Source organism: Marinobacter sp. NFXS9 (assembly GCF_040148665.1).
Taxonomy (GTDB): Bacteria; Pseudomonadota; Gammaproteobacteria; order Pseudomonadales; family Oleiphilaceae; genus Marinobacter_A; species Marinobacter_A mangrovi.
Map to the genome: position 1 here is coordinate 237,433 of NZ_JAGDDW010000006.1, position 26,672 is coordinate 264,104.

Sequence of the window (26,672 nt, forward strand, 5' to 3'; positions counted from 1 at the left end):
ATAATCGGGCCGTCGTTTACTGACCGGGAGTCCGCCATGACGGAGCTGCGGGACCTCACGCCCCACGTCGCCATTCCCCTGGAACAATCCACCCGCGATCGTCGCCAGCGTCGGCTGCTTCGGGATTACCTGCCCGAGCTGGTCGGGCTAGAGCGTATGCTGGCGGAAGCGCCGGTGGAGGTGGAAGCGAGCGTTGTCGAACGGATTACGCTCAAGTCCCTCACGTTGCCGATCTACCGTATTGATATCGGCGCCAAATCGACAGAGGCCCCGGCGTTGTTGCTGGTGGGTGGTGTTCATGGTCTGGAGCGGATCGGCGCTCAGGTCACCATTGCCTGGCTGCAGAGCCTGCTCAACCGGCTGCGCTGGGATCAGGAACTGCAGGATCTGCTATCCCGCATCCGCATTACCCTCTTGCCCATCCTCAACCCCGGCGGCATGTTCCTGAACCAGCGCAGCAACCCCAACGGCGTGGACCTGATGCGCAACGCGCCGATCGAAGCGCAGGGCGCCAGCACGTTTCTGCTCGGCGGTCAGCGACTCTCGCGCCGACTGCCCTGGTACACCGGCACGCCGGAAAAGGGCATGGAAGCGGAGAACCTGGCGCTCGAGCGTGTTATTCAGGATCTGCTGCCCGGTCGGCCGTTCAGCCTGGCGCTGGACTGCCACTCCGGCTTTGGCTGGCAGGACCAGATCTGGTTCCCCTATGCCTATCGGCGTCGCCCCATGCGCAAGATCGCGTCGGTGATGGCGTTGAAACTGCTGTGGGAGCAGGCTTATCCCAATCACACCTACGTCTTCGAGCCGCAGTCGAGGCACTACCTGACCCATGGCGATCTCTGGGACTACTTCTATAAGCAGATGAACCGGAAGGAGTCCGGCGGGTTTATCCCCCTGACGCTGGAAATGGGCTCCTGGCGCTGGATTCGCAAGCGCCCGCGTCAACTGTTGCGCCTGGAGGGGCTGTTCAACCCCATGGTGCCGCACCGCCATCAACGGGTGTTGCGCTCTCACCTCAACTTCCTCGATTTCCTGATGCGGGCGACCGCGAACCACAAAAACTGGTTGCCAGGGTCCGAGCAGGAGCCCATGCTCAGGGAAGCGGCCATCATGCATTGGTACCGTGAATCGGGCTGAGGCGTTTGTATGCATTGGATTCTGTTGCGTGGCCTGACACGAGAGCAGGCGCACTGGGGTGTCTTGCCCCAGCGTCTGCGCGATACCTTCCCCGGGCACGATTTCCATCCTGTCGATTTGCCGGGAACCGGCACCCATTTCCGAGAGCCGAGCCCTGCGGATATTCCCGCCATCCGAGAGGTCGTCCAGAGGCAGTGTCAGCACATCCCGTACCCGTTGGGGCTGATTGCCCTGTCCATGGGCGGGATGGTGGCGCTCGACTGGGCACAGCATGCCCATCCCGGAGACATCCAGCACCTCGTGCTGATCAACACCAGCAGCGGCTTCAACCGACCCTGGCACCGGTTGCGACCCAAGACCTGGCCGACGCTGTTGCGACTGCTGACCGTGCGGGATCTGCGTGAGCGCGAAGCCCAGATCCTGGCCCTGAGCTCCAATCGTCAGCTCAATCCCGCCACGGTCCAGCGCTGGTACAGTATCCAGACCCAGCGTCCCGTCAGTCCCCGCAACGCCGTTCGCCAGCTCTGGGCTGCGGCCCGCTTCCGGCCAGCTGACGCGAGGCCGCTGCCGGATGCCCTGGTGCTGGCCAGCAAAGGGGACCGGATCGTGGACTGGTGTTGCAGCGAACGGCTGGCCGAGCGCTGGCAGTGGACCCTGCGCCTGCACCCGGATGCCGGCCACGACCTGCCTCTGGACGATCCGGACTGGGTGATCCAGGCGATACGCGACTATCTGGACACACGGGGCGTTCCGCTTGACGCCCCTGTGCCACCGAGGCAATCTCTGGGTTGATGAGCTATCCCGCAGAAACCTGTTTTGCAAGGCAAAACAGAATCATCTGATACCAACAACAAAAAGACGTTCAGTCGACAGACAGGAGTCTCCATGAAGATCTTCGAAACCAAGACGGCGCCCAACCCGCGCCGGGTCCGCATGTTCCTGGCCGAAAAAGGCCTGCTTGATGAGGTTGAGTTCGTCCAGGTCGATATCCAGAAAGGCGAGAACCTGACGCCGGAATACGCGGCCATGAATCCGATGAAAAAAGTGCCAGTGCTGCAGTTGGACGACGGTACCAGCGTGGCCGAAACCATGGCCATCTGCCGCTACTTTGAGGAACTGCACCCGGAAACCACGCCATTAATGGGTGAGGGAGCGTTGGGGAAAGCGCATGTGGAGCAGTGGCTGCGCTGGATTGAGTTTTTCTTCTTCCTACCCACCGGCATGTGCTTCCAGCACACCACCGGTTACTTCAAAGACCGCATGAACCCGATCAAGGAATGGGGCGAAGAGTGCGGCAAGAACGTCGAGAAATTCTTCCACTTCCTCAACAAGCACCTGGAAGGCCGCGAATACATCTGCGGCGACACCTTCACCGCCGCCGACATCAACGCCTTCACCACCATCGATTTCAATAAAGTGAACGATATCCGGATCAAGCCGGAGCAGACGAATCTGCAGGCGTGGTACGACCGGATCAAGGCGCGGCCTTCGGCGAAGGCCTGAAGTAATCTATCTCTCCTGACCGCGGGGGCCGCGGTCGGGGGCATTTTTATCTGACTTCTCGGTTTGGTTGCTCCAGCGCCGTTTGGTTGGGCACCCAGCAGGCGTGTCGATCGACCGATCCGCTGGAATGATCGCTCCTAGATCGGTACAGCCGTCTCTGGACGCTGCTTGCGATAGACCTCCATTTCAACCTGCCCCAACTTTGGCGTTAATTTGCAGCGCCGCTGGTTCCAGGGGAACTGCGCCTGGGCTTTGGCCAATTCGGCGCCTTCATCCGCTTTCCAGGCTTCCAAATCCAGGTCGCGCCAGTAGCGGGGTGGACGGTTGGTTTTATCGTCGTGTTTGGCGGTAACGGGATCCAGGTGGCGGAACGGCTCGAAGCGGGGCATATCCGGGATTGGCTGTGAGACATCCATAAACCGTTGCAGCATGTCCCAGAGCGCAAGGACTTCATCCTTGCTGGCTTCAACGCCACTGAGCCAGGTTTTGTTGAAGATCTTGCCGGTGTAGCGATGGACGAACATCAGCCGGTAGAAAATACCACCCCGCTGGACCACCCGTTCGACGTAAGCGTCGAACTCGATAAACGGTGCTTCGAAATAGCGGCCTTTGCCCAAGGCGAATTTGGCTTGGCCAGTAACGCGGTTGAATTCACTCATGCCGTCGGCGAGGGAGTTGTCGACTTTTTTCTGGAGGGAGTTCTCAAACGGTTTAAGGAGTAGGCCTATGCCGTTGCTCATAATCCAGTTTGTGGTATTAGCGATTAAGTATATCGAAAGAAATATCCAAGAGGCGGAGAAAAACAGTAGCAAAACGACGAATAGCAAAGCAGGAAGCTCCCAAGATTGAGATGCTTCAATAATCCCCCATATACCTAGGGCTGCTCCTCCGAAGAAAATCGTCGATGCCCAAGCAACAGGAATCAATAGTAAAAAGACTTTTAGCCCCTGTTTATTGTTGAGGAAGCGTAACTTTTGATGATTCCATCCCCACCACTCGTCTTTATAGAACTCCGGGTTACCCTTTTCGTTGGTCTGGACATCCTTTACATCATGGGTGATTTTTTCAAACGGATTGATGCTGGCGTAATCCCCCCATGGTTGCAGCTCTTCGCCAGCCCTTTCTCGTTTATTGCTCTCAGGCAATGGAGGCGTGGATTCTGTATTAAATGCAGTAGGGGCGTACTTTTCGGTTTTTTCGAGGGTCATACCTCAACCTCGGTAACGAACCAGTATGGGACTGTCGCGTTGGAGTGTGGATCCCAAAAACTACGTTCTTTCGGTGGCGCATGGCCATGGGTGATTGGATCGTAGGGTGCGAACGATTCAAGTGTGGGAGTAGGATACACGATTGTATCTGCTTCCGATGCAATGGCCGCTTGCACGGCAATGCGTACTGTTGTTTGGCTAGATAGCCTGTAGTAAGAGCTCTCGAACGAGTTTTCATCGAGATCGCGTTTGACTAGAAATCGAACTGCATTTTGTGCGGGCAGTGGTTGGCGGGCAGTTATTCGGGTCAGTTTCGTCACACGCGACTGGTTTTCCTGGCGAATGGTGCTAACGCCATCTGGACCTGTCACCTCACTTTCGGTGTAAGCAACTTCCTGCACCATAATGCTGAAAGTGCGCACGGGCTCTCCCGGGCGGCATTCTCCAATGTGCCGTAGTTGGCTTATCAGCGGTGTAGTCAAAGTGATGACATAGTCATTGGCTTGAGGTGCATAGTCTGGGTTGCTGTGTGTGAGGGCTGGATCCGGTTCAACATCTGCATAGCGCCGTGCAGTAGCTTGAACAGGGTTCAGCATGCTCAGCAGTTGACCATAGTAGTCCACATCTGATGGCATGGGATCATAGTCAATCGGGTAGGTGCCGAGGGGGCCATTCTTAAGTAGTCTTTCGAAATCATCGTCTTTGGCGCTGTCTGCGAATAGTGAGCCGCCGACGGCCATACTGATACCTAAGATCGCCCAACCCCAACCAGGAATAGCTAGTAATCCTGCCATTACTGGTGCTGCGAGGAAAATGCTACCTCCCACCATTGCGATGGCGTGGCCTTGTGCAGCATCAGTATCACCACGGGAAAGACTAAGGCGCATATCCCAAGCGCTTATTCCTACCGCGATAACTCCGCCTGCAAATGAAACGGCGCTAACAGTTCGTACCAATGTGGGTGCACCAACTTTTAACAGTCGAGGTCCAACGATGGGCGCACTTTTCATATTGAACAAAGGAAAGTTTGAAAACCTATAAAATTTTGATGTAGCCGAGAGATCGTGCCCTGACAGGTTCGCTGTAATGATTCTAAGCTTCATTGAAGCAGCAGTCAGATCTACGAAGCCGCCAAATATTTTGGTCGCCGTAAATCCTTGAATTTGTCCTTTCTCATATTGGTGATATGCGACCTCTGATTCGATAAAAATATTAAACATTGCCAACGCTACCAAGCTTGCTGAAACCGATGGCCCGTCCACTACGTTTCCAATACGTTTGGCGAGATCCACTTTAAACAAACTGAGTTTCTGCGCCTCAGGGTGGCCCGCAGGAACAGTAAACACCCAGGCGTCCATCGACACCTTCTTGATCCCGTCTTCAATCGTGTCGGCGGCTTGCCGGGTACTGGTGGAGCCGGTGACCTCGCCGCTCTCGTTAAGCAGGTTTGCGTAGAGATATTCCTTCCCACGTTTTAACAGGTTGGCGCGATCAAGGTCGGTCAGGCCGTATTTGATGCCTTCGCCGTGGACACCAATGATGGTCTGGCGACTGAGATCCACGTCGCCCCGGCGCATCACGTCGATCCCTTCCAAGTTGGGATCGCCGATCGCTGATATGGAGGCGACGCCCTGCATGATGCGCGGTATATGCACGGCGTTGATGTTGTCTTCCTGGATAAACCGGCGGACAACGGCCAACAGGGCGCTGCTCCATTCCCCCATGACATCGCTGACCAGTTTTGCAACCTGGCCTGCATGCTTCGCGTCTTGCTCCTCAGACTGGTTATCAGCCTTTGCCTGCTGGACCTGCTTTTCGAGTAAGGCCAGTGATTGCAAGTGAAGCTGGTCGAGGTGATCGTCATTAATGTCCGTCTGATCCGCTGCCAGTTGTTGGAGCCGGCTGAAGGGAGAGTTCTCACTTTCGTCTGTTTGCCGGGTTGGTGACCAGACGTCGAGCCAGTTGCTGCTGGCTATCCAGTGGTTAAGTGAGCTCAGAATTCGATGCTCTTCTTCAATACCATGTCCAGCCAGGATGTCTGGAATCTTCTGTAAAACGTTAAGGTGATCAGCGCATAGGCAGTAGGCCTCGCAGACTCCAATACCGTCCTGGGTGAGGTAGTCTGCAAGCACGGCGTCGAGCTCTCCATTCTCCATCAGCGCTTTCAGCTTGCCGACATGTTGGTTGATGATGTCGGCTGCATACTGGCGCTCGCCGGTCAGCAGCACCTCGTCGAGCTTGTTCCGGTCGACGGCATCGCCATACTCCGCCAACGGGCTGGGACCGTTCTTTCGCGGATCGAAAACCGCCTGGCGTATCAATGTCGCCGAGTGGGCCAATGGTTGGCCCTTGAGGCTGATTTCGATGACATCCAGGTACTGTAGGGCCTGATGAATCTGGGCCAGCGAATGCCTGAACTTGAACAGGACATCGGAGACAGCGGCGCAGGCGATGCCTTTCCTGTTCCTGAGATTGGCCAGGGCATCCTTGGCGGGCTTGCAACCAATGTCCAGGTTCGGTGCTTCTTCTCCGTCTTCTGTGATGGACTGGAGGCGGGTGGCCAGACGTTGGCAGAGTTCCTCGGGTTCCGGCTGCTCGAAAGCCGGCGTGAAGTGGACGGGCTGCTCAAGCATGAGCTCAACGCCGAGATCACGCGTTCTGAGCGGTGGCATGGATTGGATCGCCTGGGCCGGGAAGCCCCTTTCAAATGAGACGAATTCCTGGGAAGTACCCAGTTGGACCGCCACATAGGCGGGTGCAATGGACGTTGTCCGTTTGTTCAGCGCGGCGGAGTCGGTTTCCAGGGTGTGTATGCGTGACCAGCTCCACTGCACCTCACTGAACGCAACTCGATAGTCGTGCATCACCGCGCGGCCCTGCAGGAAAGCCGGTATCAGGACGTCGCTTGACCACTCGCCCTCACTGTCTCGCCTGGTCGAAGTGCTTTGTTCCAGGTTGTCGGGGCGATAACGGGCAAGGTCAATATCGCTCATGCGCCCATCTGGCCCCACTTCCAGCTCTCGCCAGAGGGTCTGGCCCTTGAAAACGTACAGGTAGCCGGGGCGTAGCAGGGCGACACCGAGCCCCGTGTTGACGGTGACGCCGCCACTGTTGACGGGCGCATGGTCCAGGATTTCCGCCAGAGGCATGACGCGCATCAGGGTGTTTTCCTGAACGTCCTCGCGCTCTTCGTTGGATCGGGCTTGCTGAAGCAGCGGCAGGGTAATGGTTCCGCCTTCGCGCTTGGGAATGTCCATCACGAGGTCGGCCGGGGAGGCGTCGTCGTAGTCGGCCTGTCTGAATACCGATTGTTCCCGGCTCTCCTCCTGAAACTCCACCTCTGACATCAGGTCGTCTCCCCGTTGTTTTTAATCGCCCGTACTGTCTCGATTTCGTCGCCTCCGCCGATAATGTCGACGATTAGCCTTCTCTTCCCGCCTTGTGCCGGGGCTGGCGCGCGCTGCTCTGCATCGGGCAATTGGGCTGGTTCTACCCGCTGCCCCTTAGTCGCTTCCAGCGAGCCCGGCAATCCAGGCGCCTGCGCCGACTGCCCCGAACCGCTACCCGGCGCCCCACCGGAATTGATCTTGAGCGTGGGGCCGGACAGGGTGACGCCGCTGGCGTCGACTTTTAGGAAGCTGCCGCCGGCGGCGATGGTGAGTTCGGCGCCGGCGTCGAGGACGACTTTGGCGCCGGCTTTGTAGTGCGCTTCGTTGCCAGCCTCGGTGAGGGTGGCGGTGCCGGATTTCTGGTGGAACGTGCCGCCGACGGTCAGGCTCATGTCCTTCCCGACCTTCTCCCGCTTCTCCCCATCAATGGTGCTGTGGTCATTGGCCTTGATGTGGGCGTAGCGGTCGTTGTCGACGGTGAGGTGGCTGTCGTGGTGGACCACCTCGGTGCGGTCGTTCTCGGTCAGCAGGTCCAGGTCCTTCTGGGCATGGACGTAGATTTGTTCCTTGTCGGCCTCGTCCTCGAAGCGCAGTTCGTTGGAGCCCTCGCCCTTGTGGGTCTGGGTCTTCAGGGTGGTCCGTGTCTTGTGCTCCGGCAGCGCGTAGGGCGGCGTGTTGGTGGCGTGGTAGGTCCGGCCGGTAATGATCGGCTGGTCCGGATCGCCGTCCAGGAAGGAGACGATAACCTCGTGGCCGATGCGAGGTAACGCCATAAAGCCGTAGCTGCCCCCGGCCCAGCCCTGGCTGACCCGCAGCCAGGCGCTGCTGTGCTCGTCGTTCTGACTGTAACGGTCCCACGGGAACCTTACCTTGACCCGGCCGTGTTCATCGCAGTGGATTTCTTCACCTTGGGGTCCGGTGACGATGGCGATCTGCGGGCCGTCCATGATCGGTCTGGCGGGCGGCTCGGGCCGCCAGGCGGTATCCCCGGGCACACTCTTGAAGGTGTTGCTGTAGGTGGTGGGCTCGGAGCCGCCTTCCTCTTCCAGCGCCTGGGGCTGCTTGCCGGTGTGTTTGACCGTCGTGATTAGCCAGTCCCGGTTGAGGCTGTCGGTGCTGTGGCCGGACAGGGTGACCTTAGCCCCGGCGCTGAAGTCCGGGCGGTTGCTCTCGCCACTTCCGAGGCTGGCGTCCTTGCGCAGGCTGTCCAGTCGGGCTTCGGTGTAGGGCTGGCCGGAGGCATCGCCCTTGAACCGGCCCGGGTAGTCGTAGTGTTCGTAGTCGCTGCGCTGGCTGTCCAGGTCCGCGGCGTTGGCCTCGTGCATCAGGGCGTAGGCGGGGTTCTTGAAGGTGTAGTCCTTCATCGCCACGCTGGCCACGGAGACGGTTTCGGTGTAGCTGAACTTGAAGACGCAGGGGGCCTTGTGGGAACCGCCGGACGTGGCGTTGTAACCCACTTCCGGCAGTTGCGGCGCATCCCGGTGGTGATCGGCGATCACGATCGGCTGACCGGCGGTCGCCTGATCGAAGCGGTAGTGCCAGCCTTCCTCGGCGGCGATCCGGGACAGGAACGCCAGATCCGTTTCCCGGTGCTGGACGCAGTACTCCCGTTCCTGGAGTGTGCGCTTGAGGTCAAAGGTCTTGTCCACCAGCCCCCGCTCGTCCAGCAGGGTGCCGAGAATCACATCCGGGGTCTGCTGCTGGAAGATGCGGCTGTTGTGCATCAGCCCCAGGCGCCACAGGGCGGGTCTCACCTCGACTTCGTAGCGGGTGCGGCGGTGGCCGCTGTCGCCCCGGCTGAAGGCGGTGACGATCCCCTGCATGTTGCGCAGGGCCTGGCCGTCCTGCCAGACCACCAGTTCCACACCTTTGTCCAGCACATCGCTGGCGGCAATATCCGCGAAGGCGCTGGCCAGCTTCAGGGTCAGGGTAAAGGGCCGGGACAGATGCTCTTCGAGTTCAAACTCGACCACCGCAAAGGTGTCGTCCGGCAGGGTGCCGAGGCGGGCCGTGAACTGCAGGCCGGTAGGTAGGGACATGCGCTTCATCCTTGAACTGAAAACCGCGATCTCGCTTCTGAGGACACGGAGGGCGGCGTTGCGCGGTACTCGCTCCCTCAGCGACCCCAAACGGTCAGCTTCAGTCGCTGCGTGCCGTGCGCCTTGCCCCTCGCGCCCTCAGAAACGAGCTCAACTTCCCGTCACAGTGTCCGCTGGACGGCCACTTGCCTCCTGCAAGTGAGAGGCCCGAGTCTAACCGATCCGGCCAAGCGGGTGTGTAAGCGATCGTTGCCGGGATCCGTCAGTGACATCGGACACTCCGGACCGCGATAGCGGCCCGGGTGTCGACGATCGGGGCTTACGCCTCGACCGGGGAGCGCCAGTCGTCAGAGCCGGAGGTGCCGGCAATGCCGTGTTCCCAGGTGACCTTGCGGTAGGCCAGGGAGACTTCGACCAGCTGGGTGAACTCGGTCTTGGCCGCGTCCTGGCAGTGGGGCATGGTGCAGTCGATGTTGATGATGGTGGCGTCTTCCAGGATGGTGGAGAAGAAATGCTCCTGTTTCCCTTCCACGGAGGTGCGGTACCACTTCAGCTCGACCTTGGGCAGCATCTCGCCGGAGGCCAGGGCGTTGTACATCAGCGGGGTGGCCTTGTTCAGGGCGGCGGTGAACTTGAACGGCTTGTGCACGCGCTGGCCGGAGGGCTGGCCGGACTGCGGGTCGGTCGGGACGGTGACGGTGTGGTCGAACTGCTGGACCAGCACTTCGTCTTCGTGGCCTTCGACGTAGATGTTACCGACGGAATCGGCGGTGAAGGCGCCAGCGGTGATGTTGCCCTGGGTCTGGCCTTCGATGCTGATATAACATGGGGTTGGCATGGTCTGCTCCTTGACGGAAAAACAATTGAAAACGGTGAGTCCATTCAGAAAAGGACAGTCCCGTACAACAAGTCCCGTGCCAGAACCGTAAACGTCAACGAAAACAGGCGACTAACGAAAAATCCGCACAACCCAGCCCCTAACACCAAGCAAACAATGGCTCCCATCGGGCCACATCTTGCTGGCTGGGCAATATCTTGCTCGGATTGAGAAGCAGGAAAGCGACGACCCGCCAAAGCTCGATCGAAGCGGGGCACCGGCAGGGCTGAAGCAGGAGACAGGGATGTCTCCGATCCAATTAGGCGGTCAGGGATGACCCTCTGAGCACCTCGGCAGAGTCCATTCTGTGGCGAATCGCGGCGTTGCGCGGTGCTCATCCGCTCACCTACCTATTGGTATGCCTCGCTTCTTGCGCGCCGCGCGCCTTGCGCTTCATCCCCAGCCTGGACTCTGCCGAGGCGCTCCCAGACGACGTAAGCCCTGCCGGTGCCTCGCTTCTGCCCCCGAGAATCCAGTCTTATGAACAACCCAGTTCAGAACGAGGTACCAAGGGAATCGGACTCCAGCCAGAAGCCCTGGACACCCTCCGCTTCCGCCGCCTCCGAGGGTCATCCCTGACCGCCGGATGCGGCGCGGGACGTCCTGTCCCGCTGCGGAAGCGGAGGGTGCCCAGGGCTTCGGTTCAGCCTCGCGATAGCGCGGACGAAAGTAATGAAGGGTAGAGAGGTTAGAAGAACAGTTCCTGCAGTTTTGCACCCGGATCCGGTGCGCGCATGAAGGATTCGCCGACCAGGAAGCCGTAGATGCCGTTGTCGGTCATCGCTGTGACGTCGTCCCGGGTCAGGATGCCGCTTTCGGTGATGGTCAGGCGCTCGTCCGGGATGCGCTTATGGAGTTCGAAAGTGGTGTCCAGTGACACCTCAAACGTGTGCAGGTCGCGGTTGTTGATGCCCACCAGCGGCGTGTCCAGCGTCAGCGCGTCATCCAGTTCTTCGCCGTTATGGACTTCCACCAGCACATCCAGGCCGATTTCGCCGGCGGTGCCCGCCAGCTCCTGCATCTGGTCCTTGGTCAGGCAGGCTGCGATCAGCAGGATGCAGTCGGCTTCGATCATCCGGCTTTCATAGATCTGGTAGGGTGCGACCATGAAATCCTTGCGGATGACGGGCAGGCTGCAGGCCTGACGTGCCTGGGCCAGGTAATCTTCGTGACCCTGGAAGAAATCGTGATCGGTCAGTACCGACAAGCAGGCCGCGCCGCCCGCCTCGTAGCTTTCGGCAATGGCGGCCGGCTCGAACGGGTCGCGAATCACGCCTTTGCTGGGTGATGCTTTTTTCACTTCCGCGATGACGGCTGGGGACGACTTCTCGATCCGTGCGCGAAGAGCGTTGGCAAAGCCCCGGGCTGCGGGCTTGTCAGCGGCCCGGGCACGCACGTCGGCCAGCGGCTGGCGGCGCTGACGGTGGTCGATTTCTTCCCACTTGCGATCGACGATGCGGCGCAGGATGGTCGGGGTGCGGTCGGTCTCAGTCATCGGTCAATCCTGTGCAAATTGGTCTCAGAAACAGTGGGAGAAGTCGGCCAGTTCGGTCATCTTGCCCTTGGCCAGGCCACTACCAATCGCATCCAGGGCCAGTTCGACGCCTTCCTGCATGGTTTTGGCGATGCCCGAGACGTAAATCGCCGCGCCGGCGTTCAGGGCAATCAGATCCCGCGCCTTGTCGGCATTTTCACTGTGACCGGTGCCAAACGCCGCATTGATCAGGTTCAGCGACTCTTCCGAGCTTTCCACGGACAGGCCCAAAAGGCTCTGGCTCTTGAGGCCGAAGTCTTCCGGCGAGATGTCGTACTCGGTGATCTGGCCGTCTTTCAGTTCGGCCACGTGGGTCTTGTTGGCGAGGCTGATCTCGTCCAGCCCATCTTTGGAGTGAACCACCATGATGTGCTCGCTGCCGAGGCGATTCAGTACCTCCGCCATCGGGCGGCACAGGCGTTCGGTAAAGACGCCGATCACCTGGCGTTTGACGCCCGCCGGGTTGGTCATGGGGCCGAGGATGTTGAACATTGTCCGCATGCCCAGCTCTTTACGCGGTCCAACGGCGTGCCGCATGGCGCTGTGGTGGGCCGGTGCGAACATGAAGCCGACGCCGATCTGTTCAATGCATCGACCAACCTGTTCCGGCGTCATTTCCAGGTTGATGCCCGCCTTTTCCAGCAGGTCGGCGCTCCCGCTGCGGGAGGAAACCGCCCGGCCGCCGTGCTTGGCGACGGTGCCGCCGGCCGCTGCGACAACAAACGCGGAGGCAGAGGATACGTTGAACAGGTTGGCGCCATCACCGCCGGTGCCGACGATATCCACCAGGTAGTCGGCGTTGATGGTGACTTTGGTGGCCAGCTCGCGCATGACTTCGGTGGCACCGGTGATTTCATCGATGGTCTCGCTCTTCATGCGCAGGCCCATCATCAGGGCGCCGATCTGGGCATCCGTCGCCTCGCCGTTCATCACGATGCGCATCACCGATTTCATTTCCTCGGTGGTCAGGTCCAGGTTCTCAACGATGCGGTTCAGTGCAGCTTTGATATCCATTGCAGTCTCTCTCTGGTCCTTATGCGCTCAGGCCGCTTTGGTCGGGGCCGTGGACGGGATTCGCAGGAAATTGCGCAGCAACTCGTGCCCCTGTTCGGTCATGATGGATTCCGGGTGGAACTGGACGCCTTCGATTGGCAGTGTCTTGTGGCGCACGCCCATGATCTCCTCCACCGAGCCGTCGCTGTTGCGGGTCCAGGCGGTGACCTCCAGGCAGTCCGGCAGGCTGTCCTTGTCGATCACCAGGCTGTGATAACGCGTGGCTTCCAGCGGGTTATTCAGGCCGCGGAACACGCCGGTATCCGCATGGAAAACCGGGGACGTCTTGCCGTGCATCACCTGACCGGCGCGAATCACGTTGCCGCCGTAGACCTGGCCGATGGACTGGTGGCCCAGGCAAATGCCCAGGATCGGCAGCTTGCCGGCAAAGTGACGAATGGCTTCCATCGAAATGCCCGCCTCGTTCGGCGTGCAGGGGCCCGGGGAAATGACGAGCCGCTCGGGATTCAGCGCTTCGATCTGTTCGACGGTGATGTCGTCGTTGCGGTACACGTGGACATCGGCACCCAGCTCGGCGAGGTACTGCACCACGTTGTAGGTAAAGGAATCGTAGTTGTCGATCATCAGTAACATGGTGCAGTCCTCAGCGGTCGAATTCGTTCAGTGCCATGCCCACCGCGCGGAAAATGGCGCGGCCCTTGTTCATCGTCTCCTTCCATTCGAGACGGGGCACTGAATCGGCGACGATGCCCGCGCCGGCCTGGATGTGCAGGGTGTCGTCCTTGATGACCGCGGTGCGGATGGCGATCGCTGTGTCCATATTACCGTTCCACGACAGGTAGCCGACAGCACCGCCGTAGACGCCACGCTTCACCGGCTCCAGTTCGTCGATGATTTCCATGGCGCGGATCTTAGGGGCGCCGCTGAGGGTGCCCGCCGGCAGGGTGGCGCGCAGGACGTCAATGCAGGAGGTGTCTGGCTTCAGACGACCGGTGACGTTGGACACGATGTGCATCACGTGGGAATAGCGTTCCACCGCCATCTTCTCGGTCAGACGCACGGTGCCGGTTTCTGAAACGCGACCGGCGTCGTTGCGGCCCAGGTCGATCAGCATCAGGTGTTCTGCGATCTCCTTGGGATCAGCCACCAGTTCCGCTTCCAGTGCGCGATCTTCTGCTTCGGTGGCGCCGCGCTTGCGGGTGCCGGCAATCGGGCGAACCGTCACCTGCTCGTCTTCGACCCGCGCCAGTATTTCCGGCGAGGATCCGACGATGTGGAAGTCGTCCAGATCGAGGAAATACATGTACGGCGACGGGTTCAGCACCCGCAGTGAGCGATAGAGGTTCAGCGGCGGCGCGGCGAACGGGATCGACATGCGCTGGGAGATGACGGTCTGCATCACGTCGCCGTCCAGCACGTAGTTCTTGATGGTGTCGACCGCGTCCTTGAAGCGGTCTTCGGTGAAACCGGAGACAAAGTCGGTCTCGTCCACCTGGGTACCGCGCAGCGCTTCCGGCGTGACCGGAGCATCCACGGTGCTGTGATGAAGCTGGTCTTCCAGCGCGTCCAGCCGGGCCTCGGCGTCGGCCAGGGCGTTGGCGTCGTTCGGGTTCACGTGGACGATCAGGTGCAGCTTGCCGCGCAGGTTATCGAAGACCACCACTTCGTCGGACACCATCAGCAGGATGTCCGGCGTGCCCAGCTGATCCGGCGGGCAGGTGGCCGCCAGACGCTTTTCGATGTAACGCACGGTGTCGTAGCCGAAATAGCCCACCAGGCCGCCGTTGAACAGCGGCAGTTCCGGCAGGTCCGGCGAATTGAAGCGCGCCTGGTACTGCTCGACGAAATCGAGCGGATCGTCGCTGGTGGTTTCCTCGATGAGCTCGCCGTCGCGGGTAATGGTGATCGTGTTGCCCTCAACCCGTAGGATCTCGCGGCAGGGCAGGCCGATGATGGAGTAACGGCCCCATTTTTCTCCGCCGGTGACGGATTCAAACAGGTAGGTATACGGGCCGGTGGCCAGTTTGATGTAGGTGCTGAGAGGCGTGTCCAGATCGGCGAGGACTTCGCGTTGGACAGGGATACGGTTATAGCCGGCCTGGGCCAGGTCGGCGAATTGTTCGGGCGTCATGCTCTGGTTTCCTGAAATCTGATCTGCTCAATTCCCCACCGGATGCCAACACACAAGGCCCCGTGGAGTCGTTCAGGCAAGCGCGGGTGCACGTGCGCTCACCGGGCTGACAATCAGCCGGTGCGCCATCGCCACCATCGAGTTGCGCGTGTGCTGAGCACGTTGCGCGCTTTTGCAGTCAGTTTCAGTCCCCGCACGGCAGGAAGCTCCATCAAAAACGTTCAATCTGCGATGAGGTTACAAAAGCTCCACCAGCGAATCAACCACAATATCGGCGCCCATCTCGTCGATGCGGCCTCCGTAGTTGTATCCATAGCGCACGGCGACCACCGGAACGCCGGCGCGCTGGGCGGCTTCGATGTCGTTGATGGAGTCGCCCACCATCAGGGTGCGGCCGGCATCGCCGTCCAATTGTTCGATGGCGTGATGAAGCTGGGCCGGATCGGGTTTCTTTACCGGCAGTGTGTCGCCACTGATGGACACGTCGAACCAGTGCGCCAGGTTCATCTTCTCCAGCAGCGGACCGGTGAAGGCCGTCGGCTTGTTGGTCACCACCGCCAGTCGGGCGCCGGCCGCCTTTGCGGCTTTCAGGAAGGGCTCGACGCCGTCATAGACGCGCGACAGTCCGCCGTTGAGATCGGCGTAGGCCTTGAAAAAGAGCGTCTGGGCATCGTGAAAGTCGGTGTCGCTCAGGGCCGGGCCGTTTTCGTGATCAAACCGGTCGGCCAGGGCGCGGCGAACCAGAATCCCCGCGCCATTACCCACCCACTGGCGGACCTTGTCCGCACCTGCGGGCGGGCGACCCAGGCCTTCCAGCATGGCATCGATCGCCGCCGCCAGATCCGGCGCGCTGTCGACCAGCGTGCCGTCCAGGTCGAACAGGATGGTCTCCGGCCACTGACCGTTGAAAAGCGGCTTCATACCGAGCGCGCCAGGTTGATCTGCTCGCGCATGGCGTCGATGGTGGTCTTGTAGTCTTCGGTGTTGAAGATCGCGGAGCCGGCCACGAACGTGTCGGCACCGGCTGCGGCGATTTCGCGGATGTTGTCCACCTTCACGCCACCATCGATCTCCAGGCGAACGGCCTTGCCGCTGGCATCGATCCGTTTGCGGGCCTCGCGCAGCTTGTCGAGGGTGCGCGGGATGAACTTCTGGCCGCCAAAGCCGGGGTTGACCGACATCAGCAGGATCATGTCGATGCGATCCATCACGTGATCGAGGTAGTGCAGGGGCGTGGCCGGATTGAACACCAGGCCCGCCTGGCAGCCGCCGTCCTTGATCAGTTGCAGGGAGCGATCGATGTGCTCGGACGCTTCCGGGTGGAACGTGATGTAGGTGGCGCCGGCGTCGATGAACATGCGGATCAGGTCGTCCACCGGCTTGACCATCAGATGGGCGTCGATCGGTGCGGTAACGCCGTGCTTGCGCAACGCCTCGCAGACCATGGGACCGATGGTCAGGTTGGGAACATAATGGTTGTCCATGACGTCGAAGTGGACAATGTCGGCGCCGGCGGCCAGGACGTTATCGACTTCCTCGCCCAGTCGGGCAAAATCGGCTGACAGGATCGAAGGGGCGATCAGATCGGGCAACATGAGTTGATCTCTCTCGGGATTCTTTAATGCGAGCGAAAAGGGACTGGTAGTCTATCAGCTTGAACCGAACTATTAGAGGGGTGATTGTGCTTAGGAGTATCAGCAGAGCGCGCTGGATCAGTCTGGTTCTGTTATGGGCGGCAGCCGGCCTGGCCCTGGCTCAGGACTCGGGCGGTTCCACCAAGGCAACAGACACGCCGGCGGATGGCACGGCCGCAAAAGCAGCCGAGCCCCAACCCTCCAAGGAGCGTCCCTTCATCTCCACCGGGCAGGACTATCAGGCCCTCGCCGATATGCGCCCTGAGAAAACCGTCTGGCTGGATGCCGGAGCCAATGGCCGGGTGGTCGGGCTTCTGGAGCAGGAACAGCAAACACCGGCGATGGGCGCCATCCTGATCCTGGCGGATGAAGGGCAGAGTGCCGATGCCGCTCTCGCCGGCGCCCTGCGGGATCCCCTGGCCCAGGACGGTTGGGCCACCATGACCCTGGGGCTGGTGGCGCCGCCTTACCCACTGGTGCAGGCACGCCATGAGAATGGCCTCGCGAGTCAGGCTGTGCCGTCTCCGGATAAGCCTGCAGACAGCGGCGCAGCCGATGCCCAGGACAAGGCCGAAGACAAGGCAAAACCCGGCGCCGGCGGCTCGGGCTCGATCATCGATGTGCTGTCGAGCACGGATCTCGATCAGATGCGCAAGGACTACCAGGAGAAAGTCAGCGCCCAGATCAATGCGGCGGTCAGCCACCTGCGGAGTATGGGGTATGAGCGGGTGGTGCTGTTGGGTGTGGGCCGAGGCGCACGGGAAATGGTCGGTCAGGCCCTTCGCGGCGCTGGCGCCGGTAGCGGCGAGCCGCAGATGCTGGCCTGGGTGACACCCATGCTGCAGTCGTCGGATCTGGACTCGGTGGCTAAGGCGGATGCGGGCCAGCTGCGTGTGCTGGACCTACGCTCGAGTCTCGTGAACACCGAGCCCATGCACGACCAGAAAGCGGTGATCCATCGGGGCGGCTTTCAGGGTTATCAGCAGCAACGGGTCTCGATCGATCGTCATCCGGGCCGGGACGATGCCGGTCTGGTGGCCGGACGTGTCAGCAGTTGGCTGAAACAGACGCTTGAGCCGGATGCGGAATAACGCGGTCAACCGCGAGCCCGCTCCCGCTTCTTGATGATTTCCCAAGCCTGCTGGTAGCGCAGCAGGCGCTCCTTGGCCTGGGCGTACTCGGCGTCGCTCAGGCCGGTGCCCAGTTTGTCGGGGTGGCATTCCGAAACCAGCCGGCGGTAGGCGCGCTTCATGTCTTTCAGGCTGGTTCGAGCCTGGACGCCCAACAGCTTGCAGGCCTCATCGTAGGAAGACGGCGCCGGCCGGAGTTCGGGGCGCGCCCGACGGTTATGGCGGGCGTAACTGTCCAGCACGATGTCCATGGCATCCACCGCCAGGCCGGTACGATCGACGGCGTCCTCGCAGCGATAGCGCCGCTGCTTGCTGGGCGCGCCCTGAAGCTGGGTCGCATGGCACAGGCAGAACAGGACCACCAGCGCCGGTTCCGGGTTGAGGCTGTTCTGCAGGCGCATGCGCAACCCTCGCGAGCGGGGCAGTTCGCTCACGTCCTTGCCCCGCTGGAATTCCCGGATCGCACGTCGACGCTGCCCGGGGGATAGCTTCAAGGCACGCATCAGGCTTTCGGCAAAGCGGATGTCCTGTTCGCTCACCCGGCCGTCGGCTTTGGCCACGTATCCCAGGAAGAAAAACAGGTGCTTCCGTGCCCAGCCGGGCAGGGAGGTGCGTTCCAACAGCGTGGTCGCCTCATGATTGCTTGCGCTGAGGACGCTGAACAGCGTGTTGAAGCTTCGTTCCAGGCGACCGGACAGGCCCGATGGGGCGGATGAGGCGCTCACGACGTGGAATCTCCGCTCTCTCGCAGTTGCCGGTCCAGGCTCGCCAGCCGTTCCGGTGTCCCGATGTCCTGCCAGTCGCCGCGGTGATGGACGCCCGCGACCCGGTCTTGCGCCATGGCCTCCCGTAACAGCGGGGCCAGCTTGCGATAGCCCGGTTCCAGCGTCTCGAACAAGCTGCGGTGGAGCAGGCTGATGCCGCTGAAGGTGAGGCGTGGATCATGATTGTCGGTGACCCGCCCGGATGCTGACAGGTGAAAGTCGCCATCGGGATGCTGGGGCGGGTTGTCGGTCAATACGAGCACGGCCTGGTCGCCGGTCGTCGGTTGCAGGGTGGTGAGATCGAAGTCGCACCAGATGTCGCCGTTGACCACTAAAAACCAGTCGCTGTCGCCGGTGAGGTGGGGCAAGGCCTGGCGGATGCCGCCGGCGGTTTCCAGGGGCTCCGGTTCCGGCGAGTAGTGAATGTGTACACCGTATTGCTGGCCGTCGCCGAGCGCCGCCTGCAGTTTGTCGCCCCGCCAGGACGGATTGATGACCACGTCGTGATAGCCCGCCTTCGCCAGTTTCTCGATCTGGTGCTCGATCAGGGCCTTGCCGCCGGCCTGTAGCAGGGGCTTGGGCGTCTCCAGCGTCAGCGGTCGCATCCGCTCGCCCTTGCCGGCGGCGAGTATCATGGCTTTCACAGTCAGGCCGCCTGCTTCTCGAGGAGCGGGATCACCCGGTTCGCCAACCACTCGTGGAAATGGCGCAGGGCCGGCTGCCGGTCGCTGGCTTCCAGCAGGTAATTGACGGTTCGCGGAATATCCTCAAGATAGCGTCGCTTGCCGTCGCGGATGGCCAGTCGGGCAAAAATGCCGGACGCCTTCAGATGACGCTGCATCCCCATCAGCTCCACCCACTGGCGGAAGGTCTCCCGATCGGCCTGGTGCAGTCCGGCATCGCGGGTCATCAACCGGAAATCCTCAATCCAGCGGGCGATGTTCTCTTCCGGCCAGTGGATGTAGCAGTCCTTGACCAGCGACACTAGGTCATAGGTCACCGGGCCGCGAACCGCGTCCTGAAAATCGATGATGCCCAGGTCCGCGTTGTCACCCAGCACCAGCAGGTTGCGGGAATGGTAGTCGCGGTGCACCGGCACTTCCGGCTGCGCCAGGGCGGCTTCTTTCAGGAGCGCGAAGGTGGTCTCCAGCAGACAGTGTTCCTGGTCGGTCAGCTCCAATCCCAGGTGTTGAACCAGTAGCCAGTCGCGGAAAAGCGCCATTTCCCGGTCGAGCAGGGCGGCGTCGTAGGGTGGCAGCGTGTAGTCCACCGGGTCGGCGGTGGCCTGGATGTGACTCAGGGCATTCAGGGCCAGTCCGTAGAGGTGATCCACATTGTCGTCGTTCAGGTGGTCCAGCAGCAGCTCGTCGCCGAAGTCCTCCAGCAGCAGGAAGCCCTGCTCCCGGTCCTCGGCATGAATGGCCGGCACATGGATGCCTTCGGCATGCCACTGGCGGGCGATGGCCACGAAGGGGGCCACGTCTTCCTTGCCCGGTGGCGCATCCATGACAATAAACGGTCGCGCTGCGTCGGCGTCGGGCTGGCCGGTCACCCGGAAATAACGACGGAAACTGGCGTCGCCGGAAACGGTCTCAGGGTGGGCCTGGCTGAAGCCGGGCTGTTGGCGCACCCAGTCGGTCAAAGCGGTGAGTCTGCTGTCCATGAAAGTCGTCTTGTCGATTGGGAAAGGCCCGTCACAGGGCGATGGACTCAATTCCCGGAAAATATCAGAAGGCCGGGTTGGCGGCAAAAGGGCCGTACCCCCGATTGCCGGCCCGTTGCCGCTTGCGTCGTTAACAAGGGTGGCCCGGGCGTGTAAACTACCGGCGGCCTTCAAGACAGTACGGGATCCGATTATCGTGCCATTGCACCGTTCTTCCAAATCGCACCTACGCAATAGCAGTGGCCCGCTGTGGATTGGCATCGCCGCCTTGCTGACATCCGCCCAGGCATCCGCCCAGAGCGCCGCCGAAATTGACTGGCGCCCCCGCAGCGAACTGCCCGAGTCCCGACAGGCCACCCTGCCGCCGTCCTGCAGCGGCGCCTACGTGCAGCCGGACTTTGGCGACGGCAGCTCGCCGTTATTCGGTGCCGGTACCAGCAACACCGACCTGCCCATCGAAGCCAGCGGCCTCAACGCCCGCTACGAAATGGACTCCCAGATGACCCTGGAGGGCGACGTCAAGCTGCGCCAGGGCACCTTCTCGGCCAGCGGCAGCCGCGCGCAATACAACCAGACCACCGGCGAGATGAGGCTGAACGGCCCGATGGTAAGCCGCGGGCAGGGCTTCCTGCTGACCGGTGATAATGCCCGCTACGATGCCAACAGCGGTGAACTGCAGGTCAACTCCGCGACCTTCCTGATTCACCAGGCGGAAATGCGCGGCAGCGCAGGCTTCCTGTCGCGGCCTTCGGAAAACATCGTCGACATCCAGGACGGCCGGCTGACCACCTGTTCGCCGGAGAGCAACGCCTGGGCGATCGTGGCCTCGGACATCGAGCTGGACCGAGCCGAAGGCTTCGGCACCGCGACCCACGTGCGACTGGAAGTGGAGGACATTCCCGTCTTCTACTGGCCCTACATCACCTTCCCGATCGACGATCGCCGCAAGACCGGTTTCCTGTACCCGACCTTCGGCACGTCCAACACCGGCAGCGGCATGTTCCTGTCGGTGCCGTATTACCTGAACCTGGCGCCCAACTACGACGCCACGCTGACGCCGCAATACATCAACGGCCGCGGGCTGTTTACCGAAGCCGAAGGACGTTATCTCAGCCAGTATGGCGAATCGGTCCTGCAGCTCGGCTATATCAACAACGACCAGTACTTCAAGGATGAAAACCCGGGAGAAAGCGGCGAGCGCTGGGGCCTGGATTTCACCAGCCGAGCCAACTTCGGCTCCGGCTGGAGAGGCTACGCGGACTACTCGGTGGTGTCCGACAACGACTACCTGAGCGACCTGAACCGCTCGCTGGACATCAACGAAGCCACGCACCTGACCCGGCGGGCCGGCGTTCGCTACAACAGCCCGCACCAGTATTTCGAAAGCTATGTCTACGGCTACCAGACCATCAAGGACAGCATCAGCGACGCCCAGAAGCCCTATGCCCAGTTGCCCGAAGTCATATACGGCGCGGACTACGAATGGGGCGTGGCCCAGGCCGCGGTGGAATCCCAGTACACCTATTTCTACCGGGACAACGACAACCTGACCGGCATCGACAAGACCAACGGGCATCGCCTGCGGGTAGCGCCGGAACTGGCTCTGGATTTCCGCGAAGTCTGGGGTTACTCGCGACCGTCCGTGACGCTGGATTTCACCGAGTATCAGTTGGAAGACTACGACCTGCGTGACGACAACCAGATCAGCCGATCCATCCCCATCTACGAGTGGGACAACGGACTTTATTTCGATCGCCGCGACACGTTGTTCGACATTCCCTACAACCAGACTCTCGAGCCGCGGCTGTACTACGTTTACTCCAAGTACGAAGACCAGAGCGACATTCCGGACTTCGATTCCGGCCTGAAGGATTTCAGTTTCGACTCGCTGTTCTCGCCCAACCGTTTCAGCGGCGGCGACCGGATCGCCGACAACAACCGCCTGACCGCGGCAGTGACAACCCGGTTCAATGACCTGAACACCGGTCTGGAGCGTGCCCGCTTCAGCATCGGCCAGGTCTATTACTACGACGACCGGCGGGTGAGCCTGGACGGGCAGGGCGCCGATACCCGCAGCGATTCGCCCCTGGCGGGTGAAGCCGTGGTGCGGCCGACCGAAAACCTCGACCTGCGCGTGTCCGGCCTGTGGGATCCCCGCGAGCGGCGCACCGAGGAGGGCCGCAGCCAACTGGTTTACCATTCGGCGGACTACCGTTATCTGGCGACCCTGGGGCATACCTATGATCGCGATGATTTCGAACAGATGGATATCGGCGCGGTTTTTCCTGTCACAGACAACATCAGTCTGATCGGCCGCTGGCTTTATGACGCCGAATCGGACCGCACTGCCGGCTCCCTGGCCGGCTTCGAGTACACCGCCTGTTGCTGGAGCTTCCAACTGGTCAGCCAGAGCTACCTGACGAGTGACCGCGAACTCGACCACCGCATCCTGTTCCAGATCCAGTTGAAAGGGCTGGGCGGCAGTGGCGGGTCCAGCGACCGTATCTCCGACGCGATCTACGGATTCAGCGAGCGCGAGAAGCGGATCTTCGGTCAGAACGGTTCAACCTATTGAGATCAGTCTGAGCCGGTCCGAATGGACCGGTTCGCCATTTGAAAACTGAGGTGAATATGAAGGCATCCCTGCGCCTGTGCGCACGTGTCATGGTCCTGCTGATGCTGGCGGTGACCGCCCAGAATGCACTGGCGGAACGCAAACCGCTGGACAGCGTTATTGCCATCGTCGATGACAGCGTGATCCTGCAGTCCGAGCTGGACAGCCGGGTGCGCACGGTCAAGGCCCGGCTCAACGCCCAGGGCACCAGCCTGCCGCCGCAGAGCGTGCTGGAGAAGCGAGTGCTGGATCAGCTGATCCAGGATTCCATCCAGCTGCAGATGGCGGACAAGATGGGGATGCGGATCAGCGACAACGAGCTGAACGACACCATGCAGAGCATCGCCAAACGCAACGGCTACACGCTCGAACAGTTCGAGGACGCCCTGGCCAGCGAAGGGCTCACCTACCGTGAGGCCCGCGAGCAGATCCGCCGCGAAATGCTGATCAGCCGGGTGCAGCAGCGCCGGGTCGACAGCCGGGTGCGGGTCACCAAGCGGGAAGTGGATAACTTTCTCCAGGCCCAGGCCGGCCGCGAAAAGAGCGGTGAGGAATACCTGCTGGGCAACATCCTGGTGGCCGTCGACGACTTCAACGATACCGAAGAAGTAGACGCCGCCCAGGCCAAGGCCGAGAAACTGCGTCAGGAAATCGCCAACGGTACCGACTTCAAACAGGTGGCCGTGGCCGAGTCCGATGGCTCCAACGCGCTGGACGGCGGTGTGCTGGGCTGGCGTACCGAAAACCAGTTGCCGTCCCTGGTGGTCGATGTGGTCCCCGACCTTGAGGTAGGCCAGCCGTCCCAGGTGCTGCGCAGCGGCAGCGGCTTTCACATCGTGACGGTGCTGGACAAGCGGGGCGGCGACAACGGCAAGCTGGTGGAGCAGTCCAAGGTCCGTCATATCCTGATCCGTCCGAGCGACGCGCGCACTGATGCCCAGGCCCAGAGCCTGATCAACGAGATCTACGACAAGCTCAAGAACGGCGCCGACTTTGCCGCCCTGGCCAAGGAATACTCCGACGACAGCGTCTCCGGCTCCGACGGCGGCAACCTGGGCTGGGTCAGCCCGGGCGAGATGGTGCCGGCGTTCGAGCAGGCCATGAAAGAGGCGAAAGTCGGTGAACTGAAAGGGCCTTTCCGGTCCCGCTTCGGCTGGCATATCCTGCAGGTTCAGGATCGTCGCCAGAAGGACATCGGCGACAAGCTGAAAGAAAACGAAGCCCGCCAGGTGCTTTACCGCCGCAAGTACGAAGTCGAATTGCAGAACTGGCTGCGTGAGATCCGCGAAGAAGCGTATGTGGATATCAAAGGCCAGGACGACGACAACGCACAGGCCAAGGGAAAAGGCGGTGACAAGCCCGGCAACCCGCAGGAGAGCGCCGACGCATCATGACCCAGCCGCTGACCCTGGCCCTGACCGCCGGTGAACCGGCGGGCATCGGTCCCGACCTCTGTCTGCAACTGGCGCAGGAAACGCGGGAGGCGGGGATCGTCGTGGTGGCCGATCGCGAGCTGCTCGAGTCCCGGGCAGCCACACTGGGTCTGGATGTGGTACTTCGGGACTGGCAGCCGGGCGATGTGGCGGAAACGGCCGCGGGCCGGTTGTCCGTCCTCACCGTCCCGGGCTTGCAGACCCGCGAAGCCGGCCAACTGGAAGCGGCCAACAGCCGCTACGTCCTGGCGACCCTGGAAACCGCGGCCCGCGGTTGTCTTGATGGTACTTTCGACGGCATGGTCACCGCGCCCGTCCACAAGGGCGTGATTAATGACGCCGGCATTGCGTTCAGCGGCCATACGGAATTCTTGCAGGACCTCTGCGGCGTTGAGCGAGTGGTGATGATGCTCGCGACCGACGGTCTGCGGGTCGCACTGGTAACCACCCACTTACCCCTGAAAGACGTCTCCGCGGCAATCACGCCGGAACGCCTGACCCAGGTGACGCGCATTCTCCATAACGACCTGAAAACCTTCTTTGGGGTGGTCGAGCCCCGCATCCTGGTGTCCGGATTGAATCCCCACGCGGGTGAGGGCGGCCATCTGGGCCGGGAGGAAATCGAGGTCATCGAGCCGACGCTGGATCAGTTGCGCGGTGAAGGCCTTCACCTGATCGGCCCGCTGCCGGCCGACACCCTGTTCACGCCGCACTGGCTGGATGACGCCGATGCCGTGCTGGCCATGTACCACGATCAGGGCCTGCCGGTGCTCAAGTTCAAGGGCTTCGGCAATGCCGTGAACGTGACCCTGGGGCTGCCTATCGTGCGCACGTCCGTCGATCACGGCACCGCCCTGGATCTCGCCGGCAAAGGTACGGCGGATGCCGGCAGTCTGCACACCGCTATAACCACTGCAATCAAGATGGCGCGTTGTCGCCGGGATGCCGCTCATGTCTAAATCCGCCGGCCATCAGGCCCGTAAACGCTTTGGCCAGAACTTCCTGCACGACCCGGGCGTGATCGAACGCATCGTGCGGGCAATCCACCCGCAACCGGACGACGTGCTGGTGGAAATCGGCCCGGGCCTGGGCGCTCTGACCGAAGAGTTGCTGGCCGTGAATCCGGCGCTGCAGGTGGTGGAACTGGATCGCGACCTGATCCCGGTGCTGCGGACCAAGTTCTTCAACTACCCCGACTTCCGCATCCACGAAGCGGACGCGCTGCGCTTCGATTTTGCCGAACTGGCGCAGGACAAGCCCCTGCGGATTGTCGGTAACCTGCCCTACAATATTTCCACGCCGCTGATCTTCCACTTGCTGGAGCAGGCCGGTGTGGTGCAGGACATGCACTTCATGCTGCAGAAGGAAGTGGTGCAGCGTCTGGCGGCCACGGCCGGCGACAAGCACTATGGCCGGCTGGGCATCATGGCCCAGTATTTCTGTCAGGTGCAGCCGCTTTTCGAAGTCGGTCCGGGCGCCTTCCGACCGGCGCCGAAGGTGGATTCGGCCATCGTTCGTCTGGTACCTCATAAGACGCTGCCGTTTCCGGCAAAGGACCTGAACCTGCTACAGTCTGTGGTGCGAACCGCTTTCAATGCGCGGCGCAAAACCCTGCGTAAGGCGCTGGGCAGCCTCGTCAGCGCGGATGACTTGCGCGCATTGGATATCGACGATGGTCTGCGTCCGGAGAACCTGACCCTGCAGGAATACGTCCGTATCGCCGATTTTCTCGCGGGTTAAAGGCGCCGCCGTTCCGCTCAGGCAACGCACCGTAATGAATGGATTTCGAGTCCCATGACCGATTACGCCGTAGGTGACATCCAGGGTTGTTACGACCGCCTGCAGGATGTCCTCGACATTGTCGATTTCTCGCCCTCACAGGATAGCCTGTGGGTGGCGGGAGACCTGATTAACCGCGGGCCGTCATCGCTGGCGACCCTGCGTTTCATCGAAAGCCTGGGCAGCTCGGCCCGGGTGGTGCTGGGCAATCACGATCTGCACCTTCTGGCGGTAGCCCTGGGCGGCCACGCCATCAAGCGCAAGGACACGCTGCAGGAAATCCTCGATGCCGAGGACGTCAATTACCTGATTGGCTGGCTACGCCGCCAGAACCTGGCGATTTATGATGCGGCCAGGGACCTGTTCATGAGCCATGCCGGCCTGCCGCACATCTGGTCGGTGAATGATGCCCTGGATTACAGCCGGGAGCTGGAAGCCGTATTGCAGAGCGGCGACGCCGAAGGCTATTTTCGCGAGATGTATGGCAACGAGCCGGCAGGTTGGCAACTGGGGCTGACCGGCATGGACCGCTGGCGGGTGATCACCAACTATTTCACCCGCATGCGTTTTATTGCCGAAGATGGCCAGCTGGACCTGATTACCAAGGATTCCGCCACCAATGCTCCCGAAGGTTTTGCGCCCTGGTTCCAGTTTCCCCGTCAGGATCAGACCCGGGTCATCTTTGGCCATTGGGCGTCGCTGGAAGGCCGCACCGGGATCGATCGTTACATCGCGCTGGACACCGGCTGCGTCTGGGGCGGCAAGCTGACCCTGATGGATCTGGACAGCGGGGAGCGCGTGCACTGTGACTGCTGAGCGCGGC

General features: G+C 61.4%; 22 protein-coding genes. 9 read left to right on the forward strand and 13 right to left on the reverse strand.

Annotated features, from left to right (window positions below):
* Nucleotides 1-36 precede the first annotated feature (36 nt).
* From J3364_RS11820 to J3364_RS11830, 3 genes are all read left to right on the forward strand, one after another.
* On the forward strand, nucleotides 37-1,137 hold the full coding sequence (locus J3364_RS11820; protein WP_349558539.1) for a M14 family zinc carboxypeptidase: 1,101 nt from the start codon (nucleotides 37-39) through the stop codon (nucleotides 1,135-1,137).
* Nucleotides 1,138-1,146: 9 nt separating this feature from the next.
* The gene (locus tag J3364_RS11825; protein ID WP_349558540.1) at nucleotides 1,147-1,929 is read left to right on the forward strand and encodes an alpha/beta fold hydrolase; all 783 of its coding nucleotides are present in this window, start codon (nucleotides 1,147-1,149) and stop codon (nucleotides 1,927-1,929) included.
* Nucleotides 1,930-2,022: 93 nt separating this feature from the next.
* Nucleotides 2,023-2,640: a glutathione S-transferase family protein gene (locus J3364_RS11830; protein WP_349558541.1), complete on the forward strand. Its 618-nt coding sequence runs from the start codon at nucleotides 2,023-2,025 to the stop codon at nucleotides 2,638-2,640.
* Between the two features lie 137 nt (nucleotides 2,641-2,777).
* Here J3364_RS11830 and J3364_RS11835 read toward each other — a convergent pair whose 3' ends face one another.
* The 10 genes from J3364_RS11835 to rpe form a co-directional block, all read right to left on the reverse strand.
* Nucleotides 2,778-3,848 (reverse strand): hypothetical protein, encoded by a 1,071-nt coding sequence (locus J3364_RS11835; RefSeq protein ID WP_349558542.1) that lies wholly within the window; start codon nucleotides 3,846-3,848, stop codon nucleotides 2,778-2,780.
* The gene (locus J3364_RS11840) at nucleotides 3,845-7,195 is read right to left on the reverse strand and encodes a toxin VasX (protein ID WP_349558543.1); all 3,351 of its coding nucleotides are present in this window, start codon (nucleotides 7,193-7,195) and stop codon (nucleotides 3,845-3,847) included. The genes J3364_RS11835 and J3364_RS11840 overlap by 4 nt, the downstream gene beginning before the upstream one ends.
* Nucleotides 7,195-9,276 (reverse strand): type VI secretion system Vgr family protein, encoded by a 2,082-nt coding sequence (locus J3364_RS11845; protein WP_349558544.1) that lies wholly within the window; start codon nucleotides 9,274-9,276, stop codon nucleotides 7,195-7,197. Before J3364_RS11845 ends, J3364_RS11840 begins: the two co-directional genes overlap by 1 nt.
* A 319-nt stretch (nucleotides 9,277-9,595) precedes the next feature.
* On the reverse strand, nucleotides 9,596-10,114 hold the full coding sequence (locus J3364_RS11850) for an Hcp family type VI secretion system effector (protein ID WP_111498578.1): 519 nt from the start codon (nucleotides 10,112-10,114) through the stop codon (nucleotides 9,596-9,598).
* A gap of 727 nt (nucleotides 10,115-10,841) precedes the next feature.
* Nucleotides 10,842-11,648 carry an indole-3-glycerol phosphate synthase TrpC gene (gene trpC / locus J3364_RS11855; RefSeq protein WP_349558545.1) on the reverse strand — a complete coding sequence of 269 codons (807 nt, stop codon included), beginning with the start codon at nucleotides 11,646-11,648 and terminating at the stop codon, nucleotides 10,842-10,844.
* Nucleotides 11,649-11,672: 24 nt separating this feature from the next.
* Nucleotides 11,673-12,701 (reverse strand): anthranilate phosphoribosyltransferase, encoded by a 1,029-nt coding sequence (trpD, locus tag J3364_RS11860; protein ID WP_123636335.1) that lies wholly within the window; start codon nucleotides 12,699-12,701, stop codon nucleotides 11,673-11,675.
* 27 nt (nucleotides 12,702-12,728) lie between these two features.
* Nucleotides 12,729-13,334 (reverse strand): aminodeoxychorismate/anthranilate synthase component II, encoded by a 606-nt coding sequence (locus tag J3364_RS11865; RefSeq protein WP_349558546.1) that lies wholly within the window; start codon nucleotides 13,332-13,334, stop codon nucleotides 12,729-12,731.
* A 10-nt stretch (nucleotides 13,335-13,344) separates the two neighbouring features.
* On the reverse strand, nucleotides 13,345-14,832 hold the full coding sequence (trpE, locus tag J3364_RS11870) for an anthranilate synthase component I (RefSeq protein ID WP_349558547.1): 1,488 nt from the start codon (nucleotides 14,830-14,832) through the stop codon (nucleotides 13,345-13,347).
* A 237-nt stretch (nucleotides 14,833-15,069) separates the two neighbouring features.
* On the reverse strand, nucleotides 15,070-15,753 hold the full coding sequence (locus J3364_RS11875; RefSeq protein ID WP_349558548.1) for a phosphoglycolate phosphatase: 684 nt from the start codon (nucleotides 15,751-15,753) through the stop codon (nucleotides 15,070-15,072).
* A complete protein-coding gene (gene rpe / locus J3364_RS11880; protein ID WP_349558549.1) occupies nucleotides 15,750-16,427 on the reverse strand; it encodes a ribulose-phosphate 3-epimerase in 678 nt (225 codons plus the stop codon). The genes J3364_RS11875 and rpe overlap by 4 nt, the downstream gene beginning before the upstream one ends.
* An 86-nt stretch (nucleotides 16,428-16,513) precedes the next feature.
* Between rpe and J3364_RS11885 the strand changes: the two genes are divergently transcribed.
* Nucleotides 16,514-17,557, forward strand: a complete 1,044-nt coding sequence (locus J3364_RS11885) for a DUF3530 family protein (RefSeq protein ID WP_349558550.1) — start codon at nucleotides 16,514-16,516, stop codon at nucleotides 17,555-17,557.
* Nucleotides 17,558-17,562: 5 nt separating this feature from the next.
* On the opposite strand, the gene J3364_RS11890 is transcribed toward J3364_RS11885, so the two are convergent.
* Genes J3364_RS11890 through J3364_RS11900 form a run of 3 tightly spaced genes read right to left on the reverse strand, consistent with a single transcriptional unit; the run spans nucleotide 17,563 to nucleotide 20,023 of the window.
* A complete protein-coding gene (locus tag J3364_RS11890) occupies nucleotides 17,563-18,321 on the reverse strand; it encodes a DnaJ domain-containing protein (protein ID WP_349558551.1) in 759 nt (252 codons plus the stop codon).
* Nucleotides 18,318-19,004, reverse strand: coding sequence for an N-acetylmuramate alpha-1-phosphate uridylyltransferase MurU (murU, locus tag J3364_RS11895; protein ID WP_349558552.1), 687 nt, complete (start codon nucleotides 19,002-19,004; stop codon nucleotides 18,318-18,320). Before murU ends, J3364_RS11890 begins: the two co-directional genes overlap by 4 nt.
* Nucleotides 19,005-19,006: 2 nt before the next feature.
* Nucleotides 19,007-20,023, reverse strand: coding sequence for an aminoglycoside phosphotransferase family protein (locus tag J3364_RS11900; RefSeq protein ID WP_349558553.1), 1,017 nt, complete (start codon nucleotides 20,021-20,023; stop codon nucleotides 19,007-19,009).
* A gap of 196 nt (nucleotides 20,024-20,219) precedes the next feature.
* Here J3364_RS11900 and J3364_RS11905 point away from each other — a divergent pair, with 196 nt between their 5' ends.
* From J3364_RS11905 to J3364_RS11925, 5 genes are read left to right on the forward strand one after another with little or no spacing between them, the layout of a single operon-like run.
* A complete protein-coding gene (locus tag J3364_RS11905) occupies nucleotides 20,220-22,598 on the forward strand; it encodes an LPS-assembly protein LptD (RefSeq protein WP_502882506.1) in 2,379 nt (792 codons plus the stop codon).
* Between the two features lie 56 nt (nucleotides 22,599-22,654).
* A complete protein-coding gene (locus J3364_RS11910) occupies nucleotides 22,655-24,031 on the forward strand; it encodes a peptidylprolyl isomerase (protein WP_349558554.1) in 1,377 nt (458 codons plus the stop codon).
* On the forward strand, nucleotides 24,028-25,029 hold the full coding sequence (pdxA, locus tag J3364_RS11915) for a 4-hydroxythreonine-4-phosphate dehydrogenase PdxA (RefSeq protein WP_349558555.1): 1,002 nt from the start codon (nucleotides 24,028-24,030) through the stop codon (nucleotides 25,027-25,029). The genes J3364_RS11910 and pdxA overlap by 4 nt, the downstream gene beginning before the upstream one ends.
* Entirely contained in the window at nucleotides 25,022-25,810 is a 789-nt protein-coding gene (gene rsmA, locus J3364_RS11920; RefSeq protein ID WP_123636347.1) for a 16S rRNA (adenine(1518)-N(6)/adenine(1519)-N(6))-dimethyltransferase RsmA, read from the forward strand. Before pdxA ends, rsmA begins: the two co-directional genes overlap by 8 nt.
* Nucleotides 25,811-25,864: 54 nt before the next feature.
* Entirely contained in the window at nucleotides 25,865-26,665 is an 801-nt protein-coding gene (locus J3364_RS11925) for a symmetrical bis(5'-nucleosyl)-tetraphosphatase (RefSeq protein WP_349558556.1), read from the forward strand.
* Nucleotides 26,666-26,672: the final 7 nt, after the last annotated feature.

What these genes read in the sequence shown, in the direction of transcription:
- J3364_RS11820 (WP_349558539.1), top strand. Translation starts at nt 37, where the DNA reads ATGACGGAGCTGCGGGACCTCACGCCCCACGTCGCCATTCCCCTGGAA.
- J3364_RS11825 (WP_349558540.1), top strand. Translation starts at nt 1,147, where the DNA reads ATGCATTGGATTCTGTTGCGTGGCCTGACACGAGAGCAGGCGCACTGG.
- J3364_RS11830 (WP_349558541.1), top strand. Translation starts at nt 2,023, where the DNA reads ATGAAGATCTTCGAAACCAAGACGGCGCCCAACCCGCGCCGGGTCCGC.
- J3364_RS11835 (WP_349558542.1), bottom strand. Translation starts at nt 3,848, where the DNA reads ATGACCCTCGAAAAAACCGAAAAGTACGCCCCTACTGCATTTAATACA.
- J3364_RS11840 (WP_349558543.1), bottom strand. Translation starts at nt 7,195, where the DNA reads ATGTCAGAGGTGGAGTTTCAGGAGGAGAGCCGGGAACAATCGGTATTC.
- J3364_RS11845 (WP_349558544.1), bottom strand. Translation starts at nt 9,276, where the DNA reads ATGTCCCTACCTACCGGCCTGCAGTTCACGGCCCGCCTCGGCACCCTG.
- J3364_RS11850 (WP_111498578.1), bottom strand. Translation starts at nt 10,114, where the DNA reads ATGCCAACCCCATGTTATATCAGCATCGAAGGCCAGACCCAGGGCAAC.
- trpC (WP_349558545.1), bottom strand. Translation starts at nt 11,648, where the DNA reads ATGACTGAGACCGACCGCACCCCGACCATCCTGCGCCGCATCGTCGAT.
- trpD (WP_123636335.1), bottom strand. Translation starts at nt 12,701, where the DNA reads ATGGATATCAAAGCTGCACTGAACCGCATCGTTGAGAACCTGGACCTG.
- J3364_RS11865 (WP_349558546.1), bottom strand. Translation starts at nt 13,334, where the DNA reads ATGTTACTGATGATCGACAACTACGATTCCTTTACCTACAACGTGGTG.
- trpE (WP_349558547.1), bottom strand. Translation starts at nt 14,832, where the DNA reads ATGACGCCCGAACAATTCGCCGACCTGGCCCAGGCCGGCTATAACCGT.
- J3364_RS11875 (WP_349558548.1), bottom strand. Translation starts at nt 15,753, where the DNA reads ATGAAGCCGCTTTTCAACGGTCAGTGGCCGGAGACCATCCTGTTCGAC.
- rpe (WP_349558549.1), bottom strand. Translation starts at nt 16,427, where the DNA reads ATGTTGCCCGATCTGATCGCCCCTTCGATCCTGTCAGCCGATTTTGCC.
- J3364_RS11900 (WP_349558553.1), bottom strand. Translation starts at nt 20,023, where the DNA reads ATGGACAGCAGACTCACCGCTTTGACCGACTGGGTGCGCCAACAGCCC.
- J3364_RS11910 (WP_349558554.1), top strand. Translation starts at nt 22,655, where the DNA reads ATGAAGGCATCCCTGCGCCTGTGCGCACGTGTCATGGTCCTGCTGATG.
- pdxA (WP_349558555.1), top strand. Translation starts at nt 24,028, where the DNA reads ATGACCCAGCCGCTGACCCTGGCCCTGACCGCCGGTGAACCGGCGGGC.
- rsmA (WP_123636347.1), top strand. Translation starts at nt 25,022, where the DNA reads ATGTCTAAATCCGCCGGCCATCAGGCCCGTAAACGCTTTGGCCAGAAC.
- J3364_RS11925 (WP_349558556.1), top strand. Translation starts at nt 25,865, where the DNA reads ATGACCGATTACGCCGTAGGTGACATCCAGGGTTGTTACGACCGCCTG.